The sequence below is a fragment of the Geodermatophilus sabuli genome, from assembly GCF_900215145.1.
Lineage (GTDB): Bacteria > Actinomycetota > Actinomycetes > Mycobacteriales > Geodermatophilaceae > Geodermatophilus > Geodermatophilus sabuli.
The window spans coordinates 192,581-208,046 of the sequence record NZ_OBDO01000005.1 but is presented as its reverse complement, the minus strand read 5'-3'; the positions used below and the strand labels follow the sequence as shown (position 1 = coordinate 208,046).

16 protein-coding genes are annotated in these 15,466 nt (G+C 74.8%); 2 read left to right on the top strand and 14 right to left on the bottom strand.

Translation table 11 applies throughout. The features are described 5' to 3' along the window. Positions 1-58: 58 nt before the first annotated feature. The 4 genes from CRP39_RS13310 to CRP39_RS13295 all read right to left on the bottom strand — a co-directional run bounded on the left by CRP39_RS13310 (position 59) and on the right by CRP39_RS13295 (position 3,927). Positions 59-1,234, bottom strand: coding sequence for a DUF6779 domain-containing protein (locus CRP39_RS13310; RefSeq protein WP_097206850.1), 1,176 nt, complete (start codon positions 1,232-1,234; stop codon positions 59-61). Positions 1,235-1,295: 61 nt separating this feature from the next. Further along, positions 1,296-2,312 carry a glycine betaine ABC transporter substrate-binding protein gene (locus CRP39_RS13305; protein ID WP_097206849.1) on the bottom strand — a complete coding sequence of 339 codons (1,017 nt, stop codon included), beginning with the start codon at positions 2,310-2,312 and terminating at the stop codon, positions 1,296-1,298. 155 nt (positions 2,313-2,467) lie between these two features. Next, positions 2,468-3,199 (bottom strand): ABC transporter permease, encoded by a 732-nt coding sequence (locus CRP39_RS13300; RefSeq protein ID WP_097207030.1) that lies wholly within the window; start codon positions 3,197-3,199, stop codon positions 2,468-2,470. After that, positions 3,196-3,927 carry an ABC transporter permease gene (locus CRP39_RS13295; protein WP_097206848.1) on the bottom strand — a complete coding sequence of 244 codons (732 nt, stop codon included), beginning with the start codon at positions 3,925-3,927 and terminating at the stop codon, positions 3,196-3,198. Before CRP39_RS13295 ends, CRP39_RS13300 begins: the two co-directional genes overlap by 4 nt. A 3-nt stretch (positions 3,928-3,930) precedes the next feature. Here CRP39_RS13295 and CRP39_RS13290 point away from each other — a divergent pair, with 3 nt between their 5' ends. Beyond that, positions 3,931-5,106 carry an ABC transporter ATP-binding protein gene (locus tag CRP39_RS13290; RefSeq protein WP_216359726.1) on the top strand — a complete coding sequence of 392 codons (1,176 nt, stop codon included), beginning with the start codon at positions 3,931-3,933 and terminating at the stop codon, positions 5,104-5,106. A 3-nt stretch (positions 5,107-5,109) separates the two neighbouring features. Here the strand turns inward: CRP39_RS13290 and CRP39_RS13285 are convergent, their stop codons facing one another. From CRP39_RS13285 to dacB, 10 genes are all read right to left on the bottom strand, one after another. After that, a complete protein-coding gene (locus CRP39_RS13285; protein WP_097206847.1) occupies positions 5,110-5,619 on the bottom strand; it encodes a DUF3180 domain-containing protein in 510 nt (169 codons plus the stop codon). Next, complete coding sequence (folK, locus tag CRP39_RS13280) at positions 5,619-6,122, bottom strand: 2-amino-4-hydroxy-6-hydroxymethyldihydropteridine diphosphokinase (protein ID WP_097206846.1); 504 nt, start codon at positions 6,120-6,122, stop codon at positions 5,619-5,621. Before folK ends, CRP39_RS13285 begins: the two co-directional genes overlap by 1 nt. Beyond that, positions 6,119-6,496 (bottom strand): dihydroneopterin aldolase, encoded by a 378-nt coding sequence (folB, locus tag CRP39_RS13275; protein ID WP_097206845.1) that lies wholly within the window; start codon positions 6,494-6,496, stop codon positions 6,119-6,121. Before folB ends, folK begins: the two co-directional genes overlap by 4 nt. Further along, complete coding sequence (gene folP / locus CRP39_RS13270; protein WP_097206844.1) at positions 6,489-7,349, bottom strand: dihydropteroate synthase; 861 nt, start codon at positions 7,347-7,349, stop codon at positions 6,489-6,491. Before folP ends, folB begins: the two co-directional genes overlap by 8 nt. Then, entirely contained in the window at positions 7,346-7,969 is a 624-nt protein-coding gene (gene folE, locus CRP39_RS13265) for a GTP cyclohydrolase I FolE (RefSeq protein WP_097206843.1), read from the bottom strand. Before folE ends, folP begins: the two co-directional genes overlap by 4 nt. Positions 7,970-8,066: 97 nt before the next feature. Beyond that, positions 8,067-10,058, bottom strand: coding sequence for an ATP-dependent zinc metalloprotease FtsH (gene ftsH / locus CRP39_RS13260; RefSeq protein ID WP_097206842.1), 1,992 nt, complete (start codon positions 10,056-10,058; stop codon positions 8,067-8,069). 255 nt (positions 10,059-10,313) lie between these two features. Continuing rightward, positions 10,314-10,901, bottom strand: a complete 588-nt coding sequence (gene hpt / locus CRP39_RS13255) for a hypoxanthine phosphoribosyltransferase (RefSeq protein ID WP_172442430.1) — start codon at positions 10,899-10,901, stop codon at positions 10,314-10,316. Next, positions 10,898-11,932: a tRNA lysidine(34) synthetase TilS gene (gene tilS, locus CRP39_RS13250; protein WP_097206841.1), complete on the bottom strand. Its 1,035-nt coding sequence runs from the start codon at positions 11,930-11,932 to the stop codon at positions 10,898-10,900. Before tilS ends, hpt begins: the two co-directional genes overlap by 4 nt. Positions 11,933-11,954: 22 nt before the next feature. Next, positions 11,955-13,040, bottom strand: a complete 1,086-nt coding sequence (locus tag CRP39_RS13245; RefSeq protein WP_097206840.1) for a zinc-dependent metalloprotease — start codon at positions 13,038-13,040, stop codon at positions 11,955-11,957. Positions 13,041-13,141: 101 nt separating this feature from the next. Then, positions 13,142-14,566: a D-alanyl-D-alanine carboxypeptidase/D-alanyl-D-alanine endopeptidase gene (dacB, locus tag CRP39_RS13240; protein WP_245853839.1), complete on the bottom strand. Its 1,425-nt coding sequence runs from the start codon at positions 14,564-14,566 to the stop codon at positions 13,142-13,144. Between the two features lie 55 nt (positions 14,567-14,621). Between dacB and CRP39_RS13235 the strand changes: the two genes are divergently transcribed. Continuing rightward, positions 14,622-15,113, top strand: a complete 492-nt coding sequence (locus CRP39_RS13235; protein WP_172442429.1) for an inorganic diphosphatase — start codon at positions 14,622-14,624, stop codon at positions 15,111-15,113. Positions 15,114-15,466: the final 353 nt, after the last annotated feature.

Genomic DNA, 15,466 nt, shown 5'->3' with positions numbered 1-15,466 from the left:
GCCCCCCGGGCAGGGCCCGCCGTGAGCCTGCGAACGGTGAGGGAGCACGGGCCCTCCCTCAGGTGTCGCGGCGCAGCACGCGGGAGAGGACGTCGTCGCTGTCGTCGTCCTCCCGGTGACGGCGCCGGCGGCGTCCGCCGGACGACGGGGCGGTACCGCTCTCGGCGAGGATCTCCGCCAGCCGGGTGGTCCCCTGCACCGGCTCCTCCGGTGCGGCGGGCGCCGGCGACCACGCGGAGCCGGCCGGCTGGTCCGGGCGGACGGCCGGTCGCAGCTCGGTCGGTTGCTCCGCGGGCACCGGCGGCCGGCGGTGGGGCTGGTCGGTCCGCCGCCGGCGCTGCTCGGGGTCCCCAGCCGCCACCGGTGGGTGGGCGGGCACCTGCGGGGAGTCCGCGGCCGCGGCGTGCCGGGACCGCCGGGCGGAGTCGATCTCCTCCGGCGCGACCAGCTCCCGCTCGGCCAGCCAGTCCAGCGGCGGCGGCGGGGGCGTGACCGTGGCGAAGGCGGCGGTCGCGGCCGGCTGGGACCAGCCGACGGCGTCGATGGTGCGGGTGGCCGGCGACTCCGTCGTCCCGGGGACGGAGCGGATCGACTGCGTGCGCAGCATGATCCGCTCCACGAGCATCTCGCCGGAGAGCTGCTCGGAGAGCTCGGTGCGCAGCTGGCCGACGTCGGCCCGCAGCTCGGCCAGCTGGGCCAGGTCGCCCCGGAGGTCGCCGAGCCGGGACAGCCCCGCGCGCAGCTCCCCCAGGGCGGCGATGTCACGGCGGAGCTCGGCCACCTGAGCCATGTCCCGGCGCAGCTCGGCGACCCGGGCCAGCGCGCCGCGCAGCGCGTCCAGCTCGGTGCGCATCGCCTGCTCGGTCTCCCGGCGCACGTCGTTCTCGACCCGCAGCTCGACCTCCCGTCTCGCGGCGACCTCGCGCTCCAGCTCCAGCTCGTAGGCCAGCCGCAGCTCGGCCTCGCGCTCGGCGGCCTCGCGCTCGACCGCGGCCAGCTCGCCCCGGTCGGCGACCTCACCCCCACCGCGACGGGGCGCCGACAGCGCGGCGAGCACGAACGCCCAGGCGGCGCCCACCACCGCCAGCCGCAGGACCTGCGGGTCGTCGGTGAGGAAGACGACCACCGTGGCGACGACGGCGAGCACGAAACCGGTGGCCAGGCCCAGCCCGCGCAGCGCCGGGGACCCCGTCCGGAGGGTGCGGGAACGGCCGGTGCGCGCGTCGTCCCGCATGGGGCCCAGGGTAACGGTGCGAGAACCCCTGATCACGTGGCGGACACGGACCGTCCGCCGGTCAGCCCTGGGCCAGCGCCCCGTCGGAGCTGAAGACCAGCCCGATGGAGACCTCGCCCTGCTGCAGCGCGGCCTTGGTCAGCGGGCCACCGGCGTCCAACTCGCGGAACTCGGCGAACTGCAGCCCGTAGGTCTCCTCCAGGCCCGGCCGGCAGAAGGGCCGGTCGGGGCACTCCGCCGGGCCGCCGAGGACCAGCGAGCCGTCGCCGCAGGCGTCGGCCAGCTCCGAGAGCGTGGTGACGCCGAGGCCGTCGGCGAACTCCTGGGTGACGGCGAAGGCGTTCTGGTCGGCGGCCTGCGACGGCTCCCCGAACACCAGCCCGACCTGCTCGGCCAGCGGCTGCAGCGCGGTCGCCGTCGCCTGGGCGTCGCCGCTGGCCACCGGCTCGGCGTCGGGTCCGTTGACCTGGCGGTTGAGGAACTCGGTCGCCGTCGAGAGGTACTCGGGGAAGACCTGGATCTCCGACCCGGAGATGAGCGCGGGCAGGTACAGCTCGCGGTTGCCGACCTCGCGCACCGAGGCGTCGAACCCGGCGGCGGTCAGGACCTCGGCGTAGACGTTGGCGAGCACCGTCGACTCGGTGAAGTTGGCCCCGCCGACGGTGACGGCGCCGCTGCCCTGCTCGAGGCCGTCGGTCACGCCGCTGTCCTCGACCCAGCCCGCGGCGACGTCCTCGGCGCTCTGCCGGTCGACGTCCACCGCGGCGTTGAGCTCGATGAGGTCCTCGGTGGTCATGGCCGCGGAGACCGCGTTCAGCGCCGGGAGCAGCGCCGGGCTGGCCTGGGCGGTCGCCGCGTTGACCGCCGGGACGACGTTGTCGGCGTTCTGCAGGTCGCGGTCGTCCTCGAGGACGACGAGCTGCTCCCCGGCGACCGGGGCGCACGCCTCACCGGAGGCGGTCCCGCCGGTCGCGCCACCACCGTCGGAGCCCGACGAGCCGGACTCACCGCAGGCGGTCGCGGTGAGCAGCACCGCCGCCAGGGCGAGGGGAGGGAGGACCCGGGTACGCCTGCGCATGTCGCCCGCCTTCTGTGTCCCGTGCGGCCGACCGGCCGCGACGCGTGTCTGGCGGGAGGAGACCCGCGCCCGACATGCAACTCCGCACCGGGGCCGGGAGCCAACCTCCGGGCACAGCTGTTGCCCGGTTGTTACGAACCGGTCCCACGGACCGCTCAGAGCGGGACGCCGGAGGCCGTCGGTTCCGGCTGTCCGGCCGGCCCCCCGCGGACGCCGAGCAGGGGCAGCCGGCGCGGTCCGGGCGTCACCGCCCAGGACACCAGCACCAGCACCAGCTCGGTGAGCAGCGCCAGCGCGGCGACGAGGACGGCGCCGGCGATGATCTGGCCGAGGTCCTGCTGGCCGAAGCCCAGGTTGATGATCCGTCCCAGCCCTCCCCCGCCGACCAGCGCCGCCAGGGTCGCCGTCGCGACCACCTGCACCGCCGCCGTCCGGACGCCGGTCGCGACCAGTGGCAGCGCCAGGGGGAACTCGACCCGGCGGAGCAGCTGGCCGCGGCTCATGCCCATCGCGCGGGCCGCCTCGCGGACGTCGCGGTCGACCTCGCGGAAGCCGACGAAGGTGTTGGTGAGCATCGGCGGCACCGCGAAGACCGCCAGCGCCACGATCGTCGCGGCGTCGCTGAAGCCGATCGGGGTGACGGCGAAGACGGTGAGCAGGGCGAGGGTCGGCACGGCCCGGCTGACGTTGGACAGGACGACGATCCCGCCGGCGCCGCGGCCGCTGCGGCCCAGCAGGACGCCGGCCGGGAGCGCGAGTGCGGCGGCCGCCACCACCGCGGCCGCCGAGATCGCGAGGTGCTCCCCGAGCAGGTCGAGGACCCCACCGCGGCGGGTCCAGGTGAGCGGGTCGTTGAGGTAGACGACGGCGTCGCCGACGGCGCTCATGCCCGCGCCCTCGTCCACGGGGTCAGCGCCCGCTCCACGCCGGCCAGGAGCACGTCGGCGAGCAGCGCCAGGAGCACGCAGCCGACGGCGCCGGTGACGATCTCGGCCCGGTAGAAGTTGGCGTTGAAGCCGCCGACGATCAGCTGCCCCAGGCCGCCGTTGCCGGTGATGACCCCCACGGTGACCAGCGCGACGGTGGAGACGGTGGCGATCCGCAGCCCGGCCATGAACGCCGGCAGGGCCAGCGGCAGGTCGACCCGGAGGAACAGCCGCGCCGGGCCGTAGCCCATGCCGCGGGCGGCCTCGCGGACGTCGTCGGGCACCGCCTGCAGCCCGGCGAGGAAGTTCCGCACCAGGATGACCAGCGTGTAGAGCGTCAGCCCGATCAGCACGGTGGTGGCCGACAGCGGCCCGGTCAGCGGCGCGAGGAACGCGAACATCGCCAGCGACGGGATCGTGTAGACCACCGACGACAGGCCCAGGACCGGCCCCGACAGCAGCCGCGTGCGCCGGGCCAGCAGCGCCAGGGGCAGGGCGAGGAGGGTCCCCAGCAGCACCGCGCCGACGGTGAGCCTGACGTGCTGGCCGAGGTGGCCCACAATGGTGTGCCAGTTGTCGGTCACGTACGACGGGTCGAACCAGGGGTTCGGCGCCCCGTCCGCCGCGAGCACCTGCGCACCCGGGTCGCTCGCCGCGCCCAGCAGGGGGCGCACACCCAGGGAGGCCATGTCGTGGACGCTACTGTCGCTCCGCCCGCACCGGCCAACGCGCGCCGTGCCCCCGCCGGCGACGGCAGCGCCCAGGAGATCCGCCTGGAGAGCGTCAGCAAGGTCTACCCCGACGGCACGGTCGGCGTGGCCGAGCTCGACCTCACCTTCGCCGCCGGGGAGCTGTCGGTGCTGGTGGGTCCGTCGGGCTGCGGCAAGACGACGACGATGAAGATGATCAACCGGATCATCGAGCCCTCGACCGGCCGGATCCTGATCGGCGGCGAGGACGTCACCCGCGTCGACGTCGACCAGCTTCGGCGCCGCATCGGGTACGTCATCCAGAGCGTCGGCCTGTTCCCGCACCAGACGGTGCGCACCAACGTCGGCACCGTCCCCCGGCTGCTCGGCTGGGACCGCAGGCGCATCCGCGACCGGGTGGACGAGCTGCTCGCGACCGTGGGCCTGGACCCCGCCGTCCACGGCGACCGCTACCCCGCCCAGCTCTCCGGCGGGCAGCGGCAACGGGCCGGGGTGGCGCGGGCGCTGGCCGCCGACCCCACCGTCCTGCTGATGGACGAGCCGTTCTCCGCCGTCGACCCGGTGGTGCGCGAGCGACTGCAGACGGAGTTCCTGCGGCTGCAGGAGACGGTGCGCAAGACGATCGTGTTCGTCACCCACGACATCGAGGAGGCGGTGCGGCTCGGCGACCGCATCGCGGTGATGAGCAGCGGGGGCCGGGTGGAGCAGTTCGCGCCGCCGGCCGAGCTGCTGGGCCGGCCGGCCAACGACCGGGTGGCCGACTTCGTGGGCGCCGACCGCGGGCTCAAGCGGCTGGCGGTGACCGCCGTCGACGCGGCCGACCTCGAGCAGCCGCCGGTCCTGTCCGCCGGTGCCGGGCTGGCCGACGCCGGTGCCCTCCTGGACCGGGCCGGCGCCTCCTGGGGGGTGGTCCTGGACGGGGCGCGGCCGGCCGGGTCGCTGCTGGCGTCGCGCGCCACGGGGGCCGGGACCGTGGCCTCGGCGATGACCTCGGGCGCGGACACGGTGCCGGTCGGTGCCCCGCTGAAGGCGGCGCTGGCGACGATGTTGCAGTCCGACGCCGGCTGGGTCGCGGTGGTCGACGGCGACCGCTACCTGGGGGTGCTCACACCGAGCTCACTGCACGCGGCCCTCCGCCGCTCGATCGACGGCTCCTGAGGGTCACCCCCGCGCGGCGGCGGGCGGTTCGTCGTCGGAGGCCGACGGCGGGATGCGGCAGACCGACTCCAGCCACAGCGCCGCCCCGACCAGGGCCGCCGCGCAGACGACGCCCACGACGCCGGTGACGGTGTCGCCGCTCGCGGCCTGCAGGCGCGAGACGGCCGGCGCCACGTGGGCGAGCACCCCGAGCCAGATGCCGACGAACGCCGCACCGACGTAGGCGCTGGCCTGCGCGAGCACGGCCGCACGCGCCACGAGCATCGGCTCCACGGGCCGCACCGGCGGCGCGCTCCCCCGCTCGGCGGGGGGACGCCGGTCGCGCAGGGCGGCCAGCCGGGCCCGCAGGGTGCGCGCCCCCATCCACTCGGCCACGGCCAGCACCCCCAGCGGCACCGGCAGCCACCAACGCAGCTCGGGCAGCGAGCCGTAGGAGGCCCGTACGACCAGCCAGACCGCCACGGCCAGGCCGGTGGCGAGGACGCCGAGGTCCCGCCGGGAGACGGGCCTCATCAGAGCTGGTCCCAGCGGACGACGGCGTCGACGTCCTCGGCCGGGAGGGCGGCCAGCAGGTCGGCGACCCGCCCGTGGCCGGGGAGCTCCGCGGCCGGGTCGAGGCCCAGCCATGGCACGAGGACGAACGCCCGCTCGTGCGCGCGGGGGTGCGGCAGCGTGAGCAGTGGGTCGTCGGAGAGCACCGGCCGGCCGTCGTCCCCGGTGACCGTGACGACGTCGACGTCGAGCGTGCGCGCGCCCCAGCGGACCTCCCGGGTGCGCCCGGCGGCCTGCTCGAGCTCGTGCGCGCGGGCCAGCCACCCGGCGGCGTCCCGGTCGCCCCGCACCACGGCGATCGCGTTGAGGTACGGCGGCTGCTCGACCGGACCCCACGGCGGCGTCTCGTAGAGCGTGGACCGCGCGACGAGGACGCCGTCGTCGTGGAGCGCGGTGATCGCGGCGCGCAGGACGGCGGCGCGGTCGCCCAGGTTGGCGCCCAGCGAGAGGACGGCGCGGGTCATGCCCGCTTCTCGCGCCGGATGCTGACGGTGACGTCGTCGAAGGGCACCCCGAGGTCGGCCTGCGGCTTGTGCACGGTGATGTCGACGGCGTCGACCAGCGGATCGGCCAGGCAGACGTCGGCCAGGCGCTGGGCGAGGGTCTCCAGCAGGTCCACCGGGTCGCCGGTCAGGACGCCGTGCAGTCGCTGCGCGAGCTCGGCGTAGTCCACCGTCCTCGCGAGTTCGTCCCCGGCCGCGGCGGGCGCGGTGTCGAGCTCGAGCACGGCGTCGACCCGGAAGGTCTGCCCCTGCTCCCGCTCGACGGCGTGGACGCCGTGGTGGGCGTGCGCGGTCAGACCGCGGACGGCGATGCGGTCGGGTGTGTGCTCACCCACGGGTGCTCCCCTCACGGCGGGCGGCCTGCACGGCCGAGACGGTGCGGACGGCGTCGGCGGAGGCGGCCGCGTCGTGCACCCGCACCCCCCAGGCGCCGGCCTCCGCCGCGAGCACGGTGGTGGCCAGGGTGGCGGCGTCGCGCAGCTCGGCGGGACGCACGGTGCCCTCGGCGTCGGCCAGCAGCCGCCCGAGGAAGGTCTTGCGGGACGCGCCGACGAGGACCGGCAGACCCAGCCCCACGATCCGGTCCAGCCCGGCGAGCAGCCGCCAGTTGTGCTCGCCGCGCTTGGCGAAGCCCAGCCCGGGGTCGAGCACCAGCTGCTCGGGTGCCACGCCCGCGGCGACGACGTCCTCCACGCGGGCGGTGAGCTCGGCGCAGACCTCGGTGACGACGTCGCCGTAGCGGGCGGCGGCGTACATCTCGCGGCTGTGCCCCCGCCAGTGCATGAGCACCCAGGGGACGCCGGCGTCAGCGACCAGCCGGGCCATGCCGGCGTCGGCCAGTCCGCCGCTCACGTCGTTGACCAGCGTGGCGCCGGCCCCGAGCGCGGCCTCGGCGACCTCGGCGCGGGTGGTGTCGACGCTGACCCGCACCCCGGCGCCGGCGAGCTCCCGGATGACCGGCAGCACGCGCCGGCACTCCTCGTCGGCGTCGACCCGGTCCGCGCCGGGGCGGGTGGACTCTCCGCCGACGTCGACGTAGTCCGCGCCGGCGGCGTGCATCGCCAGCCCGTGCGCGATCGCCGAGGGAGCGTCGGCGAAGCAGCCGCCGTCGGAGAACGAGTCCGGCGTGACGTTGAGGACCCCCATGACCACGCAGTGGCCGGGGCGCGGCAGCGGGCGCAGGGTCACCGGCCCAGCACGAGGCTCATCGCCTCGGCGCGCGTCGCCGGGTTGTCCCGGAAGATGCCGCGGACGGCGGAGGTGACGGTCGTGGAGCCGGGCTTGCGGATGCCGCGCATCGCCATGCACAGGTGCTCGGCCTCGATCACGACGAGCACGCCGCGCGGCTTGAGCACCTCGCTCAGCGCGTCGGCGATCTGGCTGGTCATCCGCTCCTGCACCTGCGGGCGGCGCGCGTAGACCTCCACCAGCCGGGCCAGCTTGGACAGCCCGGTGACCCTGCCGTCCTCGCCGGGGATGTAACCGATGTGCGCGACCCCGTGGAAGGGCACCAGGTGGTGCTCGCAGGTGGAGTACATCGGGATGTCCTTGACCAGGACCATCTCGTCGTGGTCCTCGTCGAAGGTCGTGGCGAGGACGTCCGCCGGGTCCTGCCACAGCCCGGCGAAGGTCTCCGCGTAGGCCCGGGCGACCCGTCCAGGGGTCTCCTTCAACCCCGGCCGGTCCGGGTCCTCCCCCACCGCGAGCAACAGCTCACGGACGGCGGCCGCGGCCCGCTCCTGGTCCACGCCCGCGCCCGGCGGCCGCTGCAGCAACAGGTCGTCCGGCTCCGCCGGCACCTCACTCACGCCGTCTCCTCGCTGTCCCCCGCGAGCGGCAGGTACACCCGGCTCGTCGTCGGCGTGCGCGGCGCTGCCGTGCCCCTGGGCGAGCTCGCGAGCTCGCTCACCTCTGCACCGGCGCGCCGACGTCACCGACCGCCGTGGACCCCTCCCCGACCCGGCCGTTGCCGTTCTGGCCCGCCCGCTCGGCGGGGGTGAGCACCGGCGGCTGGTCCGACGGGGTGCGCTTGCCGAAGCCGTTGTACGGAGCCAGCGACGGCCGCTTGGTGACCGGCTCGCAGATGCGCGCCATGTCCTCCTTGGAGAGGGTCTCCTTCTCCATCAGCTCCAGCACGAGCTGGTCCAGGACGGCGCGGTACTCGACCAGGATCTCCCACGCCTCGTCGTGCGCGGCCTCGATGAGCGCCCGGACCTCGGCATCGATGTCCGCCGCGACTGCCTCGGAGTAGTCAGGGTGCGTCCGCATGTCCCGGCCGAGGAACGGCTCGGCCTCGTTGGAGCCGTACTTCACCGCGCCCAGCTTGGCGCTCATGCCGTACTGGGTGACCATCGCCCGCGCCAGCGACGTCGCCTTCTCGATGTCGTTGCCCGCACCGGTGGTCGGCTCGTGGAACACCAGTTCCTCGGCCGCCCGCCCGCCCAGGGCGTAGGCGAGGGTGTCGATCATCTCCGACCGGGTCTGGGTGTACTTGTCCTCGGTCGGCAGCACCAGCGTGTGCCCCAGCGAGCGGCCGCGCGGCAGGATCGTCACCTTGTGCACCGGGTCCAGGTTGGGCAGTGCGTGCGCCACGAGGGCGTGCCCGCCCTCGTGGTAGGCGGTGACCTTCTTCTCCTTCTCGCTCATCGCCCGCGTCTTGCGCTCGGGGCCGGCGATGACGCGGTCGATCGCCTCCTCGAGGGTGGCGTCGGTGATCACCGTGCCGTTGTTGCGGGCGGTGAGCAGCGCGCTCTCGTTGAGCACGTTGGCGAGGTCCGCGCCGGTGAAGCCGGGGGTGCGACGGGCGACGGTCTCGAGGTCGACGTCGGGGGCGAGCGGCTTGCCCTTGGCGTGCACCTCGAGGATCTGCTTGCGGCCCAGGAGGTCGGGCCGGTCGACGGCGATCTGCCGGTCGAAGCGGCCCGGGCGCAGCAGTGCCGGGTCGAGGATGTCGGGCCGGTTGGTGGCGGCGATCATGATGACGCCGCCCTTGACGTCGAAGCCGTCCATCTCGACGAGCATCTGGTTGAGCGTCTGCTCGCGCTCGTCGTGACCGCCGCCCATGCCGGCACCGCGGTGGCGGCCGACGGCGTCGATCTCGTCGACGAAGATGATCGCCGGCGCGTTCTGCTTGGCCTGCTCGAAGAGGTCACGGACGCGGCTGGCACCGACACCGACGAACATCTCGACGAAGTCCGAGCCGGAGATGGAGAAGAACGGCACCCCGGCCTCGCCGGCGACGGCGCGAGCCAGCAGGGTCTTGCCGGTCCCGGGCGGGCCGAACAGCAGCACGCCCTTGGGGATCTTCGCGCCGACGGCCTGGAACTTGACCGGGTTGGCGAGGAAGTCCTTGATCTCCTGCAGTTCCTCGATCGCCTCGTCGGCGCCGGCGACGTCGGCGAACGTCGTCTTCGGGGTGTCCTTGGTGATCTGCTTGGCCTTCGACTTGCCGAAGGCCATGACGCCACGGCCGCCGCCCTGCATGGAGTTGAACAGCCAGAACAGCAGCAGCAGGAGGATCACGAACGGCAGGAAGCTGATCAGGATGCTGACCAGCACGTTGTCCTGCGTGACGTTGGTGTCGAAGTCGACGGCGTCCCCGCCGCCGTTCAGGCCCGAGAGCAGGTCGAAGACGTCGTCGGAGGCACCGATCGGGTAGAACGCGGTGATCTTGTCACTGCCCTCGACCGGGTTCGTCAGGTCGAGGTCGAGCGTCTGTTCCTTGTCGTTGATCGTGACCGACTCGACGTTGCCGCCGGTGATCTGCTCGATCGCCGTCGCGGTGCTGACCTCCTGGTAGCCGCCGTTGCCACGGAACAACGACGAGAACGCCAGCGCCAGGAGGACGACGAGGACGACCCAGAACCACACGGAGCGGAAGATCTTCTTGCGTTCCATACACCGATGCCGGGCGGCCGGGATCCCGGCCTGGCCCGTCCACCCTCCTGATCGTCCGTGGGGACGCTACGGCGACCCGGGCGGGCACCCCGGCGCTCGTGCAGCGTCGATGGATCGACGGTACACCGGGCACCCTGTACGAACCCTGTGCGCGACCGGGGAAGCGGCTGCACCACCCCGTGCGGGTGGGCGCCGAGCAGGACGACCGGTCGAGGAGGGCGGCCCACGATCAGGGACCCTGATCGCGGCTGCGCCTCAGTTCGCGTAGACCTCCGGGCGGAGCGTGGCGATGTACGGCAGGTCACGGTACCGCTCGGCGTAGTCAAGCCCGTAGCCGACGACGAACTCGTTGGGGATGTCGAAGCCGATGTAGCGGACCGGCACGTCGACCTTCACCGCGTCGGGCTTGCGCAGCAGGGCGCACACCTCCAGCGACGCCGGCCGGCGACCGCCGAGGTTCTTGAGCAGCCAGGACAGCGTCAGCCCGGAGTCGATGATGTCCTCGATCACCAGCACGTGCCTGTCGCTGATGTCGCGGTCGAGGTCCTTGAGGATGCGGACGACGCCGGAGGAGCTGGTGGCCGAGCCGTAGGAGGACACGGCCATGAACTCCATCTGGGTGGGCAGCTGCAGCGCCCGGGCGAAGTCGCTCATGAAGAGCACCGCGCCCTTGAGGACGCCGACCAGCAGCACCTCCTTGCCCGCGTAGTCTGCGCCGATGCGGGCGGCCAGCTCGCCGATCTTGGCCTGGATCTGCTCCTCGCTCAGGAGCACGTGGTCGATGTCGGGGCCGTAGCCGTGGTGGTTGCCCAGCTCTGCGGTGCCGCTGGCCTGCTCACTCACGTGTCGCGCTCCTCAGGTGGTGCGGATCGGGGACCCCGCACAGCTGCGGGCACGACCACGAGCCTGCCAGACGACCGGACCACCCCCGCACCGCCGGGTAGGTCCACCCGCCCCTGCCCGCGCCAGCGCGTGAGCAACGCGTCGACGGCGGTGAGGTGCACCGCCTGCAGGTCCGGCACGCCCGCGCCGCGCAGCCAGCCGCGCAGCACCCGGCGCCGGAGAGCGGCGGGCAGGGCGGCGAGGTCGCGGGCGGGCACGGGGTGGGCGGGGGCCGACTGGCCTCCCGACAGCCGGGACAGCTCCGCAGCGGCGAGCTCGTCGAGCGCGTCGAGGTCCTCCCGCAGCATGGCCGCGGTGCGGGCGAGGGCGGGCGCGACACCGCCGCCGAGGACCTCCTCCAGCAGCGGCAGCACCTCGGTGCGCAACCGGACGCGCGTGTAGGCCGGGTCGGCGTTCCACGGGTCCTCCCACACCGGCAGCCCCTGGTCGGCGCAGGCGGCGCGGGTGGTCTCCCGGCGGACGCCGAGCAGCGGCCGCCACCACGTCATCGGCCCGTCCGCCGCCTGCCGGTGCTCGACCATCCCGGCCACGCTGCGCGGACCCGATCCGCGACCGAGCCCGAGCAGCACCGTCTCGGCCTGGTCGTCCAGGGTGTGACCGAGGGCCACGCGGGCGCCGGCGTCCGCGGCGGCCTCGGCGAGGGCGGCGTACCGGGCGTCACGGGCCGCGCCCTCGGGGCCGCCGTCCCGGCCGACCCGCACGGGGACGACGGACACCGGGTCCAGAGGCAGCCCGCGCAGCAGGACGGCGGTGGCCTCGGCGCGGGCGGCCGATCCCGGCTGGAGCCCGTGGTCGACCGTCACCGCCCCGGCGGGGACGCCGGCCCGCGGCGCCTCGAACGCGACGGCCGCGGCCAGGGCGAGGGAGTCCGCTCCCCCGCTGACCGCGACGAGGACCGGGGCCGGCGACGCCGTCAGGCCGGGGCGCACCGCGCTGCGGACGCGGGCCACCGCCGGCGAGGGGCCGGCCATGTCCTCGGCCCCGCCCACCCGGTCAGGCGGGGATGGCCGGGCGGCCGTGCACGCGCTCCACCCAGCGGGCCGGGTCGGTGAGCTCCTCGATCCGGGGCAGCGTCTCCGGGCCCGACCACACGCGGTTGAAGCCCTCCATGCCGACGAGGTCGACGACGCCGCCGACGAAGTGCCGGCCGTCGGCGTACTGCTTCATCTTCTGCTCGAGCCCGAGCAGCCGGCGCAGCACGCGGTCGAGCGGGCCACGGCCCTTGCGCCGCTGCGCGAACCGCTTGCGCAGCGTCCGCACCGACGGGACGACGTCGGGCCCGACGCCGTCCATCACGTACTCCGCGTGCCCCTCCACCAGGCTCATCACGGCGGTGACCCGGTCGAGGACGGCGCGCTGGCGGGGGTCCTGGACCAGCGCCATCAGGCCGCCGTCGTCGCCGCCCTCGCCGCCGCGGACGGCGTCGCCGATGCTGCGCAGCACGTCGCGCAGCCGGTCACGGAGGACGTCGGCGTCGAGGTCGGTGGCCGCGACGAACTCCGCGACCTGCGCCTCGAGGTGGTCGCGCAGCCACGGGAACGCGGTGAACTGCAGCTGGTGGGTGACCTCGTGCAGGCACACCCACAGCCGGAAGTCGCTCGGGTCCACGCCCAGGCGACGCTCGGCGTCGACGATGTTCGGGGCGACCAGCAGCAGCCGCCCGCCGGTGCCGAACACCTCGTACTGGCCGAGCACGCGGGAGGACAGGAACGCGAGGATCCCCCCGGCCTGCACGCCCGTGGCCCGCGAGCCGATGGCCGTGGCCAGGGGGCCGGGGCGGGAGTCCTGCTTGGCGACCAGCGCCTCGACCAGGGGGTCCATCAGCGCGGCCATGCCGGCGGCGTTGGCGTCCACCCACCCGGGCCGGTCGACGACGGCGACCTCCGGCACGGGGCCCGACGGCAGGGCCTGCAGGCCGGTCAGCCGCTCGACGTGGGCGACCGCGGTGGCGGCGGCCTCGTGCAGCTCGCGGACGACGGCGGCGGCCTCCTCCCGCGTCGTCTCCGGACCAGGACCGACCAGGCGGCGGGCGGTGCGTCCGGCGAGCTGCCAGTCGACCATCGAGGAGGCGCTGCTCATCGCCTCACCGTACGCGGAAAGAGGACCCCCTTCCCCCCGCGCCTCGCACGCTCGGCGCGGGTCCCTGAAGGGGGCCGTTCCAGCACGTCGCCACCGCCGGTTCAACGACAGCCGCAGGCGGCCAGCGCCGAGGCGACGACGTCGAGGGCCTCCTCGGCCGCCGGCCCGTCGGCCGGCGCGCCGTCGGCGACGACGGCGAAGGCCAGCAGCCGGCCGTCGGCGGTGACCACGGTGCCGGCCAGTCCGTGGACGCCCAGCAGGGTGCCGGTCTTGGCGCGCACCGCGCCCGGCGCCGTCCGGGGGTCGTCGTCGCCGCGGTCGGCCAGGGTGCCGTCGTAGCCGGCGACCGCCAGCCCGGACAGCACGGCCGACGCCTCGGGGACGGTGCCGTCGGCCGCGCCGGCGAGGAGGTCGGTCAGCAGCTCCACGGGGACGCGGTCCTCCTGGGACAGGCCGCTGCCGTCGGAGAGCGCCACCCCGGTGACGTCGAGGCCGGCGTCGGTCAGCGCCGCGGGAACCGCCTCCGCGGACCCCTCGAAGGTGGCCGGCAGGTCGCGGGCCAGGGCGACGTGGCGGGCGAGGGTCTCGGCGAGCAGGTTGTCGGACTGGGAGAGGGTCTGCTCCACCAGCCGGGCGACCGGCGCGGAGCGGACCGCGCCGAGGGTCTCGCCCGCTTCGGGCGCCTCGTCGAGCACGATCGTGGCGCCGGGCACGCCCAGGTCGTCGGCCAGGGCCGCCCCGGCGTCGAGACCGGGCTGGCCGCTGCGCGGGGCCTCTCCGGGGCGGACACGGGCGCCGTCCACCGCGATGGCGGTGACCGGGGCCGCGTAGGTGGAGGGCGCGTCGTCGGGGCCCCAGCCGGAGGCGGTGAGCGGCCCGGTGAACAGGGAGCTGTCGACCACGACGCGGGTGACCTGGGTGCCCTCGGGCAGCGACGCGCGCACCTGGGCGGCCAGGTCGGCGACGGTCGGTGCGCCGGGGTAGCTCAGCGAGGGGACGGTGGTCGACAGCGTCGGGTCCCCGCCGCCGACGAGCACCACCTCGCCCGGCGCCTCCCCCGCCACCACCGTGGTCTCGAAGGTGGTCTCGGGGTCGAGGGTGGTCAGGGCCGCGACGGCGGTGAGCAGCTTCGCCGTGGACGCGGGGACCACCGGGGCGTCGGCGTCCCGGTCCAGCAGCGCCTCGCCGGTCGCGACGTCGACGACCGAGGCGGAGACGCCGGCGCCGAGGGCGGGCGAGGTGAGCAGCGGCTCGAGGCCGGCGGCCAGCACGTCGGCGTCGGGCGGGGGCGCCTGCGAGGTGAGCGCGGCCAGCACGGGCGCGGCCGCCTCGACGTCGGGGAGGCGGGCCTCGGCCACCCCGGGGTCGACCGCCGTCCCGTCATCGCCGGAGCGGGGAGCCACCAGGAACCAGACGGCGCCACCGACCACGAGCAGCACCACGACGAGGCCGATGAGGAGCCGGCGGCGGAACCGTGAGTACTTCGGCGTGACGGTCGCCGACCCGCTCGACGCGATGGTGCCCACCCCCCGGAACGACCTCCGGCGGTCGTCCGGGGTCCGGTGGGCCACACTACGACCCGTGCAGTTCGACGTGACGATCGAGATCCCGAAGGGCCAGCGGAACAAGTACGAGCTGGACCACGCCACCGGACGCATCCGCTTGGACCGGATGCTCTTCACCTCCACCCGCTATCCGGCGGACTACGGCTACATCGAGAACACCCTCGGCATGGACGACGACCCGCTCGACGCCCTGGTGCTGCTCGACGAACCGACCTTCCCCGGGTGCCTCATCACCTGCCGGGCCATCGGCATGTTCCGGATGACCGACGAGAAGGGCGGGGACGACAAGGTCCTCTGCGTGCCGGCCACCGACCCGCGGATGGCCCACCTCATGGACATCCACGACGTGTCGGAGTTCGACCGCCTGGAGATCCAGCACTTCTTCGAGACCTACAAGGACCTGGAGCCCGGCAAGTCGGTCGAGGGCGCCGAGTGGGTCGGCCGCACGGAGGCCGAGGAGGAGATCAACGCCTCGATCCAGCGGGCCAAGGACAACGGCCACCACTGAAGAAGGACCCTCCTGCCCCCCACCGCTCGCAGGCTCGCGGCGGGATCCTGCAGGAGGGCCTGCCGCTGGCCTCTCTCCGAGCGGCCGCCGAGCGCACGACGGACGCCGACGGCGGTGCACCCCACGCGGGTGCACCGCCGTCGGCGTTCCCGCCGCCGCGCGCGACCGGACCCGGGAACGACACAGCGGGCCCGCCCTGGTGGACTGGCCCGCTGGGGGTGCTGAGCCGCCTGTCGGAATCGAACCGACGACCTTCTCATTACGCGTGAGCCCGAGGACGTGTCGAGGGATCTCTGGAAGTGACGTCATGTGCCATTTCCGCAGGTCGACAGCCTGGCGTGGCGGTGGCCCGT